Raw genomic sequence first — 17,725 nt, 5'->3', positions numbered from 1 at the left:
CAGCAGTACCACTTGAACCATTTGATCAATTTTTAACAAGCTTCTTAAAAGCCCAAAAATTTACTGACTCACTGATTCCCAGTATGCCCAAATTAATTACTGTTAATTGATAGAGGGCTTGTAAGTAAACTTCACAGTTCTCTAATTCATCGGTAGAAAATGCCTCCCCCTGCTCAACTAATTTGTGCATGAGTAATTTTAATTGAGTCTGTGTTTCTGAGACTTTAGATGAATTGACTTCCTCATAAAGACCTCCTACTGTCTCTGCAAGTTGCTTCAGATCAAAGCTTAATTGACTTGCAGTAGAGATAGCTTGCTGTTGGTTCACTGTTTCCTGAATATGACTCAAAGTGGCCTGCATCATCACTAATTTATCGTATTCATCATGAATCGCCTGCAACTGAGGCAGCTTTTTCTCGTTGGTCTGACCTTCAACTTCCAGGGTTTCAAGCACACCTCTTGTTAACCAAAATTGATTAACCAAATCATAGGGGCGTTTCATCTTGTATTCAGACATCAGTATTTGCTTGCAATTATGAATCAAGTGGCGCTTCAATTTGGCAATTTGTCTGAGCAGGATATGCCAGAGATCGGTCCGCCAAAGCACATTTGCGACTAAAAAGCTGGCAGCAATACCTATAAAAATTCCACCAAGGCGCTCTAGTGGCGGTGTTAAACTGGTCGGCGGCCCGCCTTCCTGGGCGATGGTAATTACCAAAGCCAGATTGGCCTGTAAACCGATATAAGCATCAGCAGGCCATTTGAATGAAAAATAACTGAATGCCCACACACCCGCAAGAATCAAAATAATAAAATTATAAAGATTAAACGAAAAACAGGCTAAACTGCCTAAAGCAAGTCCGCCACCTAAGAGACAACCTAATACCCGATGCAGACTGACACTTTTCATTTCAAACAGGCTTTTACGCACGGATATAACAATACTGCTGATAATTCCATTTAAACCGCCTGGCCAATTGCTGATTAACCAGAAGATCAAGGCCAGAGTTGCAGATAATCCGGCTTTAATTGAATGCAAAATAACATCCGGATCGTTTTTTAGCTGCTCCTGATGAGAAATAAAATTCGGCTTTGTTTTCCCCTTTTTTTCTTTACCAAGCAGAACAGACTGGATATTATCCAGCATGGTATTTAGCTGTCTGAAATAATGGGCAATTGCAAGATAATTTTGATACTGATCGGGGTGCTGGGAAGTTAAGCGGCTGATTGTCTTTCTGAAATTATTGACAAGGGCCGTGGTCTCAAGCTCGGATTTGGCCTCCGGATCTTTTTGATCACCTAGGATAGTCTTTATCTTTTTTAAATCGTTTCGTATAGCCTCAAAAATTCCTTCCAAAGCCAGTTGATCAGCAAAAACGATATTTTCACTGGTGATAAAAAAATGGTTTCTCACATAATAACTGTTCATCCGAATAAACGATTGGAACGACTCCAGCAATAAACGGTATTGATCCAGCTTTACTCGCTCAAAACCAATCTCGCGGCGCATAAAACCCAGCATCTCCATGCCTTGACGCAATTTCTTTTTGACAAGAAGATTATTTTTCTGGATTTCCGAAACCATATCCATATTCTGATCCTGCAGTGCTGAAGCAATTTCTGCAATGAGGCTATCCATACTGGTGAAAATAGTATTCACACTTTTATTCATTGCATCCTGGATAGTGTTTGGGAAAAGAAAAAAAGCAGCGATCGCCGATACTAGTACTCCCAACCCAATTTCGGCCGGACGCCAGATGGCCACCTGAAACGCTTCTCCCGGAGAAAAGGCCAGTTCGGAAATAACTATAAAAGCACTGATCGCCAGCAACAGAAAAGCATAGGCATAGCGGCTCAGGTTATAATAATAAACGGCAATGGCGATGAGAAAAAATCCAGCCAGCAAATAGAGAAAAAAACTGTTCGCAATAAAACCTGACATGAAATATCCAAGCCATGCCCCAATTATAGTCCCAGCGATCCGCATAATCGCTTTATCAATAATATTTCCAGTGTACACATTGGCCAGAATTACAACAGTCATGCCTGCCCAGTAAGGCTTATCCAGATGCAGGGCAAAAGCAATTAAAATAGCAATCAGAGTCGATATTGCAGTCCTTATTGCCGCACGGTTTTCCAGGGTTTTCGGAAGGAAGGGAGAGATCACTTCTTCTCCGGATAGGTGATCGTTGTCGCACTGGCGCCAATACGTAAAGGATATTCTTTGCTCACGTCATCGATAACGATACGTACTGGAAAACGTTGGGCAATTTTAATCCAGTCTTCGGTCGCTTCCAGATATGCGAGTGTGGATGGAGCCACTTGTCCTGACTGTACGCGATTAATTCCCCAGCCGATACTCTCCACATGACCGTGAAAGGTCTTTCCAGGATACATATCAAGATAAATTTTTGCCTTGTCACCTGGTTTAATCAGGCGGATTGCTGTTTCGCGGTAACGGGTTACAATCCACCAGTAACTGGTGTCAACCAGCGCAAATAAGCCCTCACCGGTATGAATGTATTGCCCTCGGCGCAGATTGAAATTGGTAATATAACCATCAGCAGGCGCAACGATCGTGGTGTGATCATAAAGGTATTGCGCTTTGTGCACTTCAGCCAGTGCGGCTTTGATTTCACTATTATCAAAATTTTGCTGGGCAATTCTGAGTTTCTGCATGGCAGCCAGCACAATAGCCTGCTGCTCGCTTATCTTGGCCTCCGTATTAATCAGCTGTATTTCAGCCAAATCGCCCTGCTTTTGCAGTTTTTGATAACGACTTAAATGATCCTGACTGAGAGCAAGCATGGATTTGCTTTGCCGTAATTCTTCTTCTGCAACCTGAATGCCCAGTTTTTCATTCGCGTATCTGATTTTGGCCATATTATATTGGGCTTTGGCTTTATTTAATGCATACAGATAGGGCCTGGGGTCGATAGTAATCAGCTTGTCTCCTTTTTTTACCTGCTGATTTTCTACAACATAAATTTCGCTGATTGGGCCTGAAACCAAAGCAGCCATATTGATAACATTAGCTGAGACATAAGCATCGTTTGAGCGTGTATCATAGTAGGCAAAATAACGATAACCCGCGACAGCCAGTACGATTAGGCTGATGGTGATCACATGAGGCCAGTATTGAAATGCCGACAATCGCTCGCGGAAGGTCAAAGCTATTTTCCCTAATAACAAAACATATAATATACTGAAATTCCGAGACTTTGTTAACAAGCTCAGGGCTTGCGAACCACAATATCGGGTGCATCTTCTGCTTTTTGAGGAACCGATTTAGTCAGCGGAGAATCCGAATACACCTGCGGGAATAAATTATAAATACTTTCCATTGAGGCTCGATCAAGACTCGCGGTGTTATTGGGATTCAGACAGGAATAGCAAAGCCAGTTCTTTTCAATTTTAAAGTAAGTACTGGGATCATGAAACATCCCCCAATCGGCTTTGTGATCCCTGGAAATCAGGGTGGGTAAGTCACTGGCCAGATAGCAGGCATCGAGGGCTGGATCGCAGATCACCTCATTATTAATTTTTACGATAAAATGCTTGAGTAATGAAAGTAATTCCAGAGGCATAGTCTTGTTAATATCGGCTACGCGGCTACTGATTAATCGGTTTAGAATATACTGAAAAGCGCAAAGCGCCTGATGCTTGCTGTTGCAAGCGCCTGTTTGCTTCATTGCAATATAAGAGGCCTTAATTTTATCCAGAGTCGATCCGCTGCCATTTAGAATAGTCTCTATCTGCTCCTCGCTTAATTTCGCTTCATCACTCTCTTGAGCATGGGTTGGCAGTGATTTAACGTATTGAAGCGCTTCCATTGCTAATGTTTTAGGAAAAGAACTGGGGACAGGATTTATTTCTGGAGATTTTATGAACTCAGAGATCGGCGATAAAGGAGGCATGGCATCTCAATACAGTCCTTGATAATTTTAATATAGCTCAGATTCGGGAATAAAATTCTGAAGAAAAAAAATTTTTATATCGCTGCTTAATAACTGGATTAATGAGCTGGATAGACTAAAATGACAAATTCGCTGCCATTAAATTGAAAATCACCGATCACTTCCATTCCCAGTTTTTTATGTGCATTCACTGAGCGAGGATTACTTTTAGAAACCAGAACAGTCAGCATGTCTATCTCGGGATGCGCTTGTTTTAAATACTGGCTCATGTGTTCAAATAATCCGGACATGACATTTTTGCCTCGATGCGTTTTGGCAATACAAACAGGTCCGTACACACAAGTCTGGTAATCTGCAAGAGATTTTCCCTGATATTTCAAGCGGTTGAATTGATCGATCATTGCCTGCACCAAAGGAACATTTTTATTGTAGTTCAGAGTGCTTGCACACTGATAAGCACAAACCGCTGTATCCTCAACCCCCACAATAATGCCTAAATCAGCATCCATTTCCTTAAACTGTTCAGCTGTAAATCCTGCTGACAGGAATCCATCCTGCAAATCAGAAGCCAGATTAACAGCCAGATTCTCATTTTGCAGTTCGACCATTTTTTCGAAATCAGCAGTTTCAGGATTGCGATATTCCATAAGCATTATCCGCTGGACTAGTTTTTTTTAGCTTAGCAGAAAAATATTCAGGCGTTGTCAAATACAGGTTAAAATTCTATTGTTTATGCAAATTGGCTTGCAGAAGATCTCTAATTTCGACTAATAGTTTTTCTTCGTTACTGATTTTCTCAGGCTCCGCATCTTTTTTTACCTGCAGTAAATTAATGAATTTAACCGCTACAAAAATTGCAAAAGCAATGATTGTGAAGTCTAAAATGGTTTGCAGAAAAGCCCCCCACTTCACAACGGCTGCGCCGATTTTCAAGGATTTTGCGGTGATATTAACACCCCCAAGAAGCAAGCCGATTAAAGGCATAACAATCCCATCGACCAAGGAGGAAACAATCTTGCCAAACGCAGCACCAATGATCACTGCCACTGCCAGATCGACCACATTACCGCGCATGGCAAACTGTTTAAATTCACTTAAAAAGCTCATCATCAAATCCTTATGATTATTTCCAGCCGCAATAAATCTTTTAAGGCAAATTGCATCGCGAAGCTTAATCTGATGCAATTTGCTACCATTTATATTTTATGTATTTGGATCACTTACTCTGGATTTTCCCCAATCCTCCAGCAAAACGGCTATCTCTGCGAGACGGCTATCCAAATCGTCAGGAGCAGGGCCTCCGCCCTGTGCCATATCTTCGCGGCCGCCGCCTTTACCACAGAGCATTTTCACCAGAACGGCTGCAGAAGGCGCCTGACCGACTAATGATTTTGTAATCCCGGCAATGACATTTATTTTCGCATTATCAACGGTGTACAATACAATAATCGCTCGTTCATTTGATGATTTCAGTTGATCGAGTGTTGTCCGCATTGATTGATTATCTGCTCCATTCAATTGCTTGATCAGCACCGCAGTGTCCGCGATAGTCTGCATTTCTTTCTGCAAATCGCCTCCTGACTTGGCTGCCAGTTTAGTCTGCATTCGACTCAGCTCTTTTTCCTGCAGTTTAAAATCGTTCAGGAATTGACTTAATTTTTCAGCCGCAGTGCCGGCACTTGTCTTTAATTTCGCAGCCATTTCATCCAGCAGAGCAAGCTGTTGGTTTATCCAATCCAGTGCGTAAGCGCCAGTTACCATTTCAATCCGCCGGACACCACTGGCAATCCCATATTCAGCCACTATTTTAAATACACCAATATCACCTGTACGCTCTGCGTGCGTGCCACCGCAAAGCTCCATAGAGAAATCCCCTACAGATAATACTCTTACTTCATCGCTGTATTTTTCACCAAACAGGGCGACAGCCCCGCTTTTTTTAGCCTCTTCCAGATTCATTATCCGAGTCAGTACTTCTTCATTCGCACGGATACGATCATTTACCAGTTCTTCCAGTGAACGCAGTTGCTGAGAACTTAATGCCTCAAAATGAGAGAAGTCAAAGCGCGCGCGCTCTGCATCAACCAGGGAGCCTTTCTGTTGTACATGAGGCCCGATTAATTGTTTTAATGCGGCATGCAACAAGTGAGTCGCTGTATGATTAAGCCGAATGGCTGCGCGGCGTCTGGCATCAATCTGGGCGGCAGCTGTTTGTCCCAGTTTAATTTCACCTTCCAGCACTTCGCCATAGTGGACTATGGCCTGGCCAGTGCGCTGGGTATCCTCAACCTGAAAAACGCCATGACTGGTAACTAACTGCCCTTTATCACCCACCTGTCCGCCGCTTTCAGCATAGAACGGGGTATGCTCAAGAATAATGGCTCCCTTCTCGCCCTGTGCCAGCTGATTGACTCGTTTATTATCCATTAATAAAACGGTAATGGCACTCGACATGCTATCCGTCTCATAACCATGAAAATGGCTTGTTTCCTCAACCTGGCAGGCTGAAGAATAATCAGCGGAAAATTGACTGGCTGATTGCGATAATTCACGCTGTTGCTGCATGCACTGGTTAAACCCATCAAGATCAACCGTTAAATTTTGCTCGCGAGCGATATCCTGAGTTAAATCGAGGGGAAACCCATAGGTATCATAGAGTTTAAACACGATTTCGCCTGGAATTATTGCAGAATCCAAAGTCTGAATTTGTTCCTGTAAAAGCCTTAAACCTTGTTCCAGAGTACGAATAAACTGATTTTCTTCCTGTGTCAGAATCCGCTCAATCTGCAGCCTTGCCTCCAACAGTTCCGGATAGGCATCGCCCATTACGTGACCTAAGGGCTCAACCAGACGGCTGAAGAAAGGCGATGGCAAACCTAATTTATTGCCATGCCGAATAGCTCGCCGGATAATGCGCCTTAGCACATAGCCTCGTCCTTCATTACTGGGAGAGACGCCATCGGCTATTAAAAAAGCACAGGCGCGGATATGATCTGCAATCACTCGCAAAGACGGATGCTTCGGATCAATTCCGGGAGACATTTCCAATATAGAGCGAATCAGGAGTTGAAAACTGTCGATATCATAATTGTTATGAACGCCTTGCACCACAGCGGCAATTCGCTCCAGTCCCATTCCCGTATCTACTGAAGGCTGAGGTAAGGGATGCAACTTGCCTTCCTTATCCCGATTGTACTGCATGAATACCAGGTTCCAGATCTCAATATAGCGATCGCCATCCGCATCAGGACTTCCTGGAGGCCCCCCGGCTATCTCCGGACCATGATCATAAAAAATTTCGGTGCAGGGACCACAGGGTCCTGTATCCCCCATTGACCAGAAGTTATCTTTGTCGCCGCAGCGAGAAAAGCGCTCGGCAGAAACCTTCATTTCCTTTAGCCAGATATCAGCCGCTTCATCATCCTGCTCGTAGACAGTGACCCATAATTTTTCGGGCGGTAAGCGCAGAACGTCTGTTAGAAATCCCCAGGCAAAGCGAATCGCCTCACGCTTGAAATAATCGCCGAAACTAAAATTACCCAGCATTTCAAAAAAAGTATGATGTCTGGCAGTATATCCTACATTTTCCAAATCATTATGCTTCCCGCCGGCGCGCACACAACGTTGGGCGCTTACTGCACGGCTGTAGGCTCGCGGCTCAATTCCTAAAAAGGTTTCTTTAAACTGAACCATCCCGGCATTGGTAAATAATAAGGTAGGGTCATTTCCAGGAATCAGCGGGCTTGATTCCACAAATTGATGGCCATTGTCGATAAAATAATCAAAAAATGCTTGTCTAATTTCTGAACTTTTCATAATTCACAACTTCTTGTTAAGATTATCAGAATAGATTGAGTCTCCCAGCGAAACGAAGTAACTCAATCTCATAGTCTCCGATCTATTGTTTAAATAGTTTATTAATTATCTCAAAAGAAAAACCACGATTTTGCAAAAAACGCTGTTGTTTCTGCCGAGCAACAAAATCCTGCTCCTCTATTTGCCTGAATTTCTTTTGTATCACTTCCCTGGCGAGAGTTTCCCAGGACAGATTCTGCTCATTGATTATTTCCAGTATAAGATCTTTTGCCAGACCTTTGAGCTGCAGTTCCTGTATAATTCGCTGCGGACCATATCCTTGCCCGATGCGCTGACGACAAAATGAAGCAATGAACCTTTCATCACTTTGATAATTAAGCTGCTGGCATTTGTCCACAGCATTTTCAATATCAAGCCTTTCAAATCCCTTGTGAGCCAATTTTTGAGCCAATTCATTTGCCCCGTGCTCTCGCCTGGCCAGCAAGCGAAGAGCACTGTCAAAGGCTTTACTCATCCATCATCTCTATATCTTCTTCCATCACCGCCGCCGGCATTTTTTTCTCCAGCAACTCGGCTCGAATTAACCGCTCCAGCTCTATGGCTACTTCAGGATGTTCTTTAAGATAAACGCGGACATTATCTTTCCCTTGTCCAATTTTTTCCTGCTTGTAACTATACCAGGCGCCTGCTTTTTCAATCAGTCCCAGCTGGGTTCCCAGATTAATAATTTCACTCTCGCGGGAAATCCCTTCATTGTAAAGAATATCAAAATCAGTGGTTCTAAATGGTGGCGCGACCTTGTTTTTAACCACTTTAACACGGGTTTCGCTACCCATTACTTCTTCGCCTTTTTTAATGGAGCCAGTACGGCGAATATCCAAACGAACTGAAGCATAAAACTTGAGTGCATTACCGCCTGTGGTCGTTTCAGGATTACCAAACATCACCCCAATTTTCATACGGATCTGATTAATGAAGATCACCAGTGTATTGGATCGCTTGATATTGGCCGTTAATTTACGTAATGCCTGCGACATGAGTCGAGCCTGCAAACCTACATGAGTATCACCCATTTCCCCTTCAATTTCCGCTTTGGGAGTCAAAGCAGCGACAGAATCCACCACAATAACATCCACTGCAGCAGAACGAACCAGCATATCCGTAATTTCAAGTGCCTGCTCACCAGTATCCGGTTGCGAAACCAGCAGGTCATCTACATTGACGCCGAGCTTAGCCGCATAACCAGGATCCAGCGCATGTTCCGCGTCCACAAATGCTGCAGTTCCCCCCGCTTTCTGGCATTCGGCGATAACCTGCAGAGTTAATGTGGTTTTACCAGAGGATTCAGGTCCGTAGATTTCTACAATTCGCCCCTTGGGCAAACCGCCAATACCTAAGGCAATGTCCAATCCCAGAGAGCCGGTTGAGATCGCCTCGATATCGCGCTCGGCAGGGTTATCTCCCATGCGCATGACTGAACCTTTCCCAAATTGTCTTTCTATTTGTGCCAGAGCAGCACTTAGTGCTTTTTGCTTGTTGTTATCCATCGTATTATCCAAAGTATGCAAAGCGCAAATTATCACATAGATATGGATAGGCAGCAAAATTTTTATGAGCTTGAGCGTAATTATCAGGCTGATAAAGACACTTTATTGAGTAGAAAGCAATGTCAGAATTCCTGCCAGGGCTTTTCTGCAGGCGCGCGTCCGTATCTGACGCCGGGAACAGTTGCTGAAATGACAATGTTCGGTACGCACAATATTCCGGGTTCGGGATGCATATCCAAACCAGACTGTACCAACAGGTTTTTCAATACTTCCTCCCTCGGGTCCGGCAATACCGGTAATTGAAAGCGAAATGCTTGCCTTGCTATGCTGCAAAGCGCCCAGCGCCATGGCTTCGGCAACCTGTTGACTAACAGCCCCATATTGCTCAATAAGCAGGGCATCAACACCCAGCATCTCTTGCTTGGAAAGATTACTGTAGCAAACAAAACCGCGCTCAAACCACTGCGAACTGCCTGGAATTTCCGTGAGCTCGCTAGCGACCAGGCCTCCAGTGCAGGACTCTGCAGTGGCAATACAATGGCCTTTTGCTAAAAATAATTCTTTTAATTGATAGAGTAGTGCTTCCATAGGTCACAAATAAAAAAAGCCCCTTTTCAGGGGCTTTGAAATTATTAATTGTCGTTAGTTTTAGTTGTTTCAGTAGTCGTTGTAGTGGTTGCAGAACCTTGATCTGCTTTACCATCATTGTTTTGATCAGTGCCTTGTTGCTCAACAGTAGTAGTAGACTCTACCTTTTTCTCAGCGTTGTCACCGCAAGCAGATAACACTAACGCAGTACAAGCTGCTAAAACTAACAGAACCATTCTTCTCATTTTATTCTCCCTGGTTTAAATTCAAAGTCAATCCCACCTCTAGGCTCTGTGAACCAATTTTAGTTGTGGCTGCAAATGCTGCTAACTGGTGCCAATATGTCTTTGAATTCGTTAAATAGGACTCGCTATTCGCCTCATTCAAAAACATATTAGCACTCAATTATCCGCATTTTCGCTCACAATAAAATTTGTCCACAGAACCTAGTTTAACAAAAATTTATCTTAAGTGAAGGAGTTAACTCAATTCCCTGTTAACTTTAGACCAAAAACCTGAAATCATCAATCTATTGATTAATTGGAATTATTAACTGGATATTTTCTATCCATCCCCTGGAGATCGATTTCAAGAAAATTGGTGATGCGAATGGTTGTCGGACTTGCCGCAGGAGTAAATTTAACTTCAATATTACGCTCACTTCCACTCACCAGCTCGGATGTACGAGTCACTGTCATTACTTCCGTCAACTCAAGAGGATTTTTTTCTGCATCCGTCTTTTCGGAGGTTAGAAAATAAATCATGGCCTGTAAGCTTCGCTGAGCATTTAAGCTTTCAAACATTCTTAAATAAAGATAAATTCCCTGCAAAAATCCATCCGCATGATGTCCAATATGCCCGTGGGAAAAAATCGCCGGATTTGTCAGGTTAATTGGAAAATTCATGGTAATTTTTTTTATTGTTTTTCCGGCGACAACAGAAGTTGTAGTGGCCTCGGAAAACATGCGCTGATAAAAATAAAACAGCTTGCCATTCGCGGCATGAATGGATTTCCATATCCCCAAATCTTCAGGCAAAGCGTCTTTAATCAGGCTGTTATCACTCAGTAAAATAATTAAATGCCGCAGATTTTCAAATTTAACAGGCTTGCAATATTTAATTGACGCCATACCATCATTAACAGTAAGAATGTTTCGTCCATTAATCTGATGCGTTTGCAAAGCGCTTTTATTAATTAAACTGGCCTCAGGAATTTTTAACTCGAAAAATTCACTGGCCGTTGAATCTGAAAACTCAAGCGGAATGAATTGCACATTCTTACTAATCACCGGATCACGAATAGGGATTTTATTACTCTCAACGTAGATGCCTTTTACACTGTCCTTCAGACCAAAATTGGAACGCGTTCTTGGCAACTCGTCTCTTGCCTGTCCGGTAACGGGGTCTTTCACTTGCTTCCAGATATCAAACGGCGCATTCACAAACTCAATTCCAATGGCTCGGCTATTGGTGATTTCCCCATGCGGTACATTGGCGGCAATATCCGCCATCTGATAAATCGTTCCTTTATTGTCCTTGACATTGGCCACGCAAAAATGAGCGGGCACATTGAAGACCGCAGTACTGTCCATTTCCATGCCGGCTGTTTCATGAAGAAGAATCTGCGAGGGCCTGCCCACACTTCGAGAAGAAATGGATTGCAAAGTCGCTGCCTTCCAGTTTTTGAAAAGAATATCATTATTGGAAATTGCATATTCTTCTGTAAAAGCGACCAGCCGATTTTCGTTTCCGGGAATATGGGATGCGTATTTTCTCTGAGTTACACCATTGGTACGACTGTCCCAAACCAGAGCGGACTCACTTTGAATTGAGATAACAGAGTCGGCATCGGTTTTCATGCGCCGGTCATTATCAATGGGAAAATTACTGATATTGGGAAGATTTCGGTGCCACTCAATATAACTGCGGGCAATCGTTCCATGACACTCAAACACTTCTGCTTTTCCGGTTGCCTCATAATTTTTCTTGTTAAAAAAGAACACCACATAATGAATATCCACAGGCGTATATTCATAAATATCCACTTTAAAGTACCCGGTATTGGAAATCAGATTAATCACCTCATCCTTCCGGTAAGGCTTTCCAGAAGCAAAAAACTGATCTTCAGCTTTTTTGAATGCGTCCTGTACATCAGAGCCATAATTATCCATTTGCCGGGTTGCCGGCCTGGTAACTCCATTCATTGCTTTATCCTCAAACCGGCGGCTCCTGTCTTCCAGTTAAAGGATTATAGGTTACCTTTACTGGAACGACCTGATCGGTGGGTAAAATTTCCACCCATTGATCGAAAACCTGGAAATTTTTATCCGGATTATTAGGATCAGGATCAGCTGGATCATAGCGAAAACTACCCTGGAGGGGATAAAACCCATACTCATACACCTTGTCAATTGGGGTAGCGGATACCTTGTCATCATCATGAATTTCAGCGCCTTTAGGATAATGATCAGTCTTATTGGATTCAGCATGCTTTTGCGAAACCTGAGTACATAGAAAACGAATGGCGTCATTGATGCTTACCTGGGCGTGACCAGCGACCTCATCAGTGGGATCGAGGGCTAAGAGCTTCGTTTTTATCTCATCCAGTTCCGACTGTGGAGCCATATAGGAGGCATCCAGCCCCTCCGAGCCCTCAACATTTACATTTTTTAACCAATTAATTGCTGCCCTCTCCTTTCCAGGCCGAATCGGGATAACAGCCTTAACCCAGGGCGCATTCAGAAAAGCATTGCGCATATTGTCGCCATCGAGCTGCAAAAGCCAGCCCAATGAACTGCCCATAGGTGCCGGCTGGCTTTTATCGGTGATTAAGTAATTATCCTCCCGAGGTACATTATCTGACCAGTTCACCGCATCGGCATTAATGCTCTGAAAATCTCCTACGCCTAAAAACTGGCTGGATTTCTTCCGTGGTTTCCACCATTCCGGTGCTACAAAATACAGCATTTTATTGACATCAAAAATAGAGTTAATTAACTCCGACAACACATGCAAGGTGCGCGGCTCAGTATCCACTTTATAATGCATATTCGTCATCAGCGAACGAATCAATCGGCGATACACAATAATGCGTTCCTCTTCTCTTAATTCCTCATATTTTCGCTTTTGGATATTGCTGGCCATCTCAATACGTTCTTTGGCGGCATTCAAAAACGCCTGGCGGGTCGCCTCAGCATTTTGTTGTTCGATTTGGGTAACTGCTGCCTTCTTAGCATCGTTTCCTGCCTTAATTTCAGCAAGCTTTGCGGCAGCCACGGTATAGTGCAGGGTACCTCCTACAACAAAATCAATGCGCTCATCCCACTCTAATCCCCCCGGAGCGGTAATCACACCAATTTCGATTTGTGAAAAATCAGGCGTAAATTTCCCATGAAAGGCATAAATTTGATTTTCCGAATCCTCACCGCTATGGGAAATGTATTTGATATTAATATAACCATCCGGATAGTTTGCTTTTAACAACTCAAAGCCATCTGGAGGTGGAGGCACCTGAAAAGTGGTTAAGGGAACAAACCCCAATCCCGGCACATTCCACTTCCGGTTGTCGCCAAAATCCCAGACCGCTGGTACCGTAAAATTAACCGAGCTATCCGGTGGCGGCATGGTTTCTGAAATCACTGGTTTTGGAATTAAATCAGCAGGCTTGGCAATATGAACCAGATTAGCTAATCCCAAGGCTTCTCCTGGCTCATCCACGAAAGTTTCCCAGCACAGAAAACTGCCTATATCCTGCACCTGAACCCCCACCTGGCGCATTTTACGGCGCAGTTCATAGTTAATTAAATCAGGAGTATTATTGGCTAATACATAGCGTTTACTGGATGTGCTGGATTCTTCAGTAATAGTTTTGAACGTTGACTTAAAGTTTTCGCGGATCTCTGACGATAGTTTCTGCGTTTGTTCACGCATTTTTTTATGAGTATTTTCTCGTGCAGTCTGCTGTGTTCTGTCCATATTTAAACTGGCAGTAGCCGATGCATTTCCTGTGCCCCAGGATTGATTCACTGTAGTGGTGAATCCTAGTTTCAAGTCACTCTTATTATCTTCTTTTACGGCGGTGCTGATTTCATCTTGTTCAGTTGTTGATTTTTCTGTTTTGGTAATGGATTCATAACCAGTTTCATAGTATTTTTCGGTGATGGTTTTTCGCGTACTGATTTCAATCAGTTCAACAGTTGATCCTGGTGCAAGCCAGACGTGACCTGTTGGACTTCCGAGAAAGGTATCAAATTCAAAAAAATACTGTCTGAATAAGTGGACAATCCCCAGTGGCGAAAGGCTAACATTATCGACATCTTTTTTTGGATCGAATGTCAAATAAGGGTCCTTATAATCATCCGTAAAATTTTTAACCAAATTCCAGAAAGCAGTCTTACTGTTATAATGAATGTCTGTGTAAAAGATCTGGTTAAGCGGCTTAATGGCCCGGTTACTTGCCAGCTCGGTAATCACCCGGGCAATTGCCGATTCATTTTGCATGGTATTGAGTAAATTATTGTATAAATCCTGTTTGAGCAAGTTAACCCGTTCGAACATTGATTCAGTATTCTCACCGCGAAGCGATCTGCTTTCGCTATATTGCTGGCATTGCTGCCTGAATACTTCTTTATAAGCAGGATAAACTGTATCATGCAGGATTTTTTTCAAATCATAATTATTAATAAAATCCTGCCACTCATCTTCGGTTTTCGCCGGTTTTTTTTGAAGTATTTTTTTAATTTCCTGCAGAATTCCAGATGATTGCACAGCGAGTTGACCGGACGTTGAAAAATCGCCTAAATCAATAGCTATGTCACTGAGTTCACAACTTCTCAAGCTGTAATCTCTAATCATTGTCTGGTTAGAAAAATGCTTAATTAACTGCTGAACAAGAAAAGAATTTTGCTTTTGAATATCCTGTTCAATTCGTTTTAACTGTCGTTTGGATTTCCACCCCAGCAACGGCTGATACACGCCAAACATTTCACTGGAATAAGGCAGAATATTTTTAAATTGATCATAGTCCTTAATGGTTTTCATGCTATTTTTTCCTCCGTGAATAGCATTCTTAATAGTATATCAGTTTATTTAATTTTTGGATAATTTGACTAATTTTTGCAATGATTTACCGGTGCTGTTCACAGCAGCGGTGATGCATATTTCTGGCCTCCTGCTTAAGCTTGGTGAAAAGATAACGGGCTTAACTTTTGTTTATGCACTTAAATTACTGACTTGGCTCTGCCAGTTTGCTAAAATCGGGAGTTTTATTTCTGTTGAATTTTGCTCATGTCTGTAACACACACTCCAATGATGCAGCAGTATTTACGCATTAAAGCTGATTATCCTGACATGCTGTTGTTCTACCGCATGGGTGATTTTTACGAATTATTTTTTGATGACGCCAGACGAGCGGCCCAGTTGCTCGATCTTACTCTGACCCATCGCGGGCAATCGGCGGATAAGCCAATTCCAATGGCCGGCGTACCCTATCATGCTGTAGAAAATTATCTGGCACGTCTGGTGAAGAAAGGCGAATCGGTTGCCATTTGCGAACAGACTGGCGATCCGGCAACAAGCAAAGGTCCAGTTGAACGTCAGGTAACGCGGATCATTACGCCAGGCACTCTAACCGATGAAGCACTGCTGGATGCCAAATCCGACAATCTGCTCCTGGCTATTTATGAAAAGGCAAAACGCTATGGGCTTGCCTGGGTTGACCTAAGCGGCGGACGCTTTCATTTGCTGGAAGCAGAGGATGAAGAGCAGCTGTATGCTGCGGTTAGCCGCCTGCAAGCCGCTGAACATTTGCTACAGGAATCTACTTCGCTTTCATTGCCCGCTCATTGCTGCGTTAAACCACGACCGCACTGGGACTTTGATTTAAATAAAGCTAAAGAGCTCTTTGCTGAACAGTTTGAAGTCGCCAGTCTTCATGCTTTTGGCGAAAAAAATTACCAATTGGCTTTGGTTGCAGCCGGTTGCCTCTTGAGTTATCTCAAAACAACTCAACGTCAGGCACTGCCTCATTTAAAACAAATCACTCTGGAAAATAATGAAGATTATTTACATGTGGATGCTGCGACCCAAAAACATCTGGAGCTTTTTGAAAATTATCAGGGAGGCCGGGAGAACAGTTTATTGGCCGTGCTGGATCACACAGTTAATCCGATGGGAAGCCGTCTTCTGAAAAGATGGCTGGGTCGACCTTTAAGAAATCTCTCTACAATTACCCAAAGACAGGACAGTATCCGTGAATTAAGCGAAAAACAGCAGATTACCTCGCTTCAGTCACTACTTAAGCAAATTTGCGATGTAGAGCGTATTGTATCTCGAATAGCCCTGGGCTCGGCCAGACCTCGCGATTTAGTCCACCTGAGACAAAGCCTGAGCCTTCTACCTGAATTTGTCCGCAATTTACAAAATAATACCTCTACCCTGCTTCAGCAGATTACCCAGGGATTGGCGCCGCAAGCTGAACTGTTGAACCTGTTAATGCAGGCCATTATTGATAATCCCCCCATGCTGATTCGAGACGGCGGGGTGATTGCCCCTGGATTTGATGATGAGCTTGATGAATTAAGGGCTTTGAGCGAGAACGCAAATGGAAAGTTAAACGAGTTTGAGTTGGCGGAAAAACAGCGAACCGGCTTATCCACATTGAAATTCGGCTATAATCGAGTCCAGGGATATTATATTGAATTGTCCAGAAATCAATCGGATAAAGCCCCGGATTACTATCAAAGAAAGCAAACTCTAAAAGGAGTAGAGCGCTATATCACCCCTGAGTTGAAAACCTTTGAAGAAAAAGTACTCTCCGCGCAGGTTAAAGCCTTGGCCAGGGAAAAATGGCTGTATGAGAATCTTCTGGCACTCCTGCTCGATCACATTAAACCCTTAAGCCAGTTCGCAGATGCGATTAGTCAGTTGGATGTTCTGGTTAATCTCGCAGATAGAGCCAGCCTCTATAACTGGACTTGCCCTGGGTTTATCGATCAACAAGGCATTCACATTGTTGCCGGACGTCATCCAGTGATTGAACTCATCCGCCAGGAGCAATTTATCGCCAATGATCTGACCCTTGAGCCGCAAAAGAATATGCTGCTGATTACCGGCCCGAACATGGGAGGCAAATCCACTTATATGAGGCAAACTGCCTTAATTGTACTACTCGCCCATATTGGGAGCTATGTACCGGCAGCTCGAGTTCATTTAAGCCTGATTGATAAAATTTTTACTCGAATTGGTGCCAGTGATGACTTGGCTTCAGGACGCTCAACTTTCATGGTCGAGATGACGGAGACTGCCCATATTCTGAGACAGGCAACAGCGAACAGCCTGGTTCTGATTGATGAAATTGGCCGCGGCACCAGTACTTATGACGGAATGGCGCTTGCTTATGCCGTTTGTGTTCATTTGGCCCATACTATTAAGGCTTTTACCCTTTTCTCGACTCACTATTTTGAATTAACCAGCCTGCCTGATCAATACCCCTGTATTATTAATAAGCATTTGCAGGTAAAACTAATCGAAGGAAAAATTGTGTTCCTCTATCACATTGAGGATGGTTGTACCGATCGAAGTTATGGATTGGAGGTTGCTCAGTTGGCGGGACTACCTGTTGAAGTGCTGGAACTCGCTAAAATGCATTTGCATGAAATTCAGCAGGCAACACCTCCATCGGTGTTCACAGAAATCAGTAAACCAGCGCCAATGCCTGAATATGTGCATTCCATTTTAAACAGGCTATCGCGAATTGAACCGGATAATCTGACCGCGAAACAGGCTTTGGAGCTGATTTATCAATTAAAAGATGATCATACTCTCTCCTCAGAGGAAAGGGTTAATCCATGAAACAGT

The 17,725-nt window shown here is 43.3% G+C and carries 13 protein-coding genes; 1 reads left to right on the top strand and 12 read right to left on the bottom strand.

Annotated elements, in window-relative coordinates; translation table 11 throughout:
* Window positions 1-25 precede the first annotated feature (25 nt).
* From B1207_RS09995 to B1207_RS09940, 12 genes are all read right to left on the bottom strand, one after another.
* Complete coding sequence (locus B1207_RS09995) at window positions 26-2,167, bottom strand: FUSC family protein (RefSeq protein WP_172458268.1); 2,142 nt, start codon at window positions 2,165-2,167, stop codon at window positions 26-28.
* Entirely contained in the window at window positions 2,164-3,171 is a 1,008-nt protein-coding gene (locus B1207_RS09990) for an HlyD family secretion protein (RefSeq protein WP_253255835.1), read from the bottom strand. Before B1207_RS09990 ends, B1207_RS09995 begins: the two co-directional genes overlap by 4 nt.
* A 62-nt stretch (window positions 3,172-3,233) precedes the next feature.
* Complete coding sequence (locus B1207_RS09985; RefSeq protein ID WP_112219842.1) at window positions 3,234-3,917, bottom strand: hypothetical protein; 684 nt, start codon at window positions 3,915-3,917, stop codon at window positions 3,234-3,236.
* Between the two features lie 98 nt (window positions 3,918-4,015).
* The gene (locus B1207_RS09980) at window positions 4,016-4,564 is read right to left on the bottom strand and encodes a GNAT family N-acetyltransferase (RefSeq protein WP_172458266.1); all 549 of its coding nucleotides are present in this window, start codon (window positions 4,562-4,564) and stop codon (window positions 4,016-4,018) included.
* A 76-nt stretch (window positions 4,565-4,640) separates the two neighbouring features.
* Window positions 4,641-5,024, bottom strand: coding sequence for a large-conductance mechanosensitive channel protein MscL (gene mscL, locus B1207_RS09975; RefSeq protein ID WP_112220000.1), 384 nt, complete (start codon window positions 5,022-5,024; stop codon window positions 4,641-4,643).
* 96 nt (window positions 5,025-5,120) lie between these two features.
* Window positions 5,121-7,733 carry an alanine--tRNA ligase gene (gene alaS, locus B1207_RS09970; RefSeq protein ID WP_112219840.1) on the bottom strand — a complete coding sequence of 871 codons (2,613 nt, stop codon included), beginning with the start codon at window positions 7,731-7,733 and terminating at the stop codon, window positions 5,121-5,123.
* Between the two features lie 82 nt (window positions 7,734-7,815).
* Window positions 7,816-8,247 carry a recombination regulator RecX gene (gene recX / locus B1207_RS09965; RefSeq protein ID WP_112219839.1) on the bottom strand — a complete coding sequence of 144 codons (432 nt, stop codon included), beginning with the start codon at window positions 8,245-8,247 and terminating at the stop codon, window positions 7,816-7,818.
* Window positions 8,240-9,280 (bottom strand): recombinase RecA, encoded by a 1,041-nt coding sequence (gene recA / locus B1207_RS09960; protein ID WP_112219838.1) that lies wholly within the window; start codon window positions 9,278-9,280, stop codon window positions 8,240-8,242. The genes recX and recA overlap by 8 nt, the downstream gene beginning before the upstream one ends.
* A gap of 102 nt (window positions 9,281-9,382) precedes the next feature.
* Complete coding sequence (locus B1207_RS09955) at window positions 9,383-9,868, bottom strand: CinA family protein (RefSeq protein ID WP_112219837.1); 486 nt, start codon at window positions 9,866-9,868, stop codon at window positions 9,383-9,385.
* A 44-nt stretch (window positions 9,869-9,912) separates the two neighbouring features.
* A complete protein-coding gene (locus B1207_RS09950; RefSeq protein WP_112219836.1) occupies window positions 9,913-10,113 on the bottom strand; it encodes a hypothetical protein in 201 nt (66 codons plus the stop codon).
* Between the two features lie 291 nt (window positions 10,114-10,404).
* A complete protein-coding gene (locus B1207_RS09945; protein ID WP_112219835.1) occupies window positions 10,405-12,072 on the bottom strand; it encodes an N-acetylmuramoyl-L-alanine amidase in 1,668 nt (555 codons plus the stop codon).
* A 10-nt stretch (window positions 12,073-12,082) separates the two neighbouring features.
* Window positions 12,083-14,908 carry a peptidoglycan-binding protein gene (locus B1207_RS09940; RefSeq protein WP_112219834.1) on the bottom strand — a complete coding sequence of 942 codons (2,826 nt, stop codon included), beginning with the start codon at window positions 14,906-14,908 and terminating at the stop codon, window positions 12,083-12,085.
* A gap of 246 nt (window positions 14,909-15,154) precedes the next feature.
* Between B1207_RS09940 and mutS the strand changes: the two genes are divergently transcribed.
* Window positions 15,155-17,719 (top strand): DNA mismatch repair protein MutS, encoded by a 2,565-nt coding sequence (gene mutS, locus B1207_RS09935; RefSeq protein ID WP_112219833.1) that lies wholly within the window; start codon window positions 15,155-15,157, stop codon window positions 17,717-17,719.
* The last annotated feature ends 6 nt before the right edge of the window (window positions 17,720-17,725 follow it).

This window comes from Legionella quinlivanii (genome assembly GCF_003265995.1).
GTDB lineage: Bacteria > Pseudomonadota > Gammaproteobacteria > Legionellales > Legionellaceae > Legionella_C > Legionella_C quinlivanii_A.
Note: the sequence above shows the minus strand (reverse complement) of the source record. Positions and strands in the feature narration are given on the sequence as shown.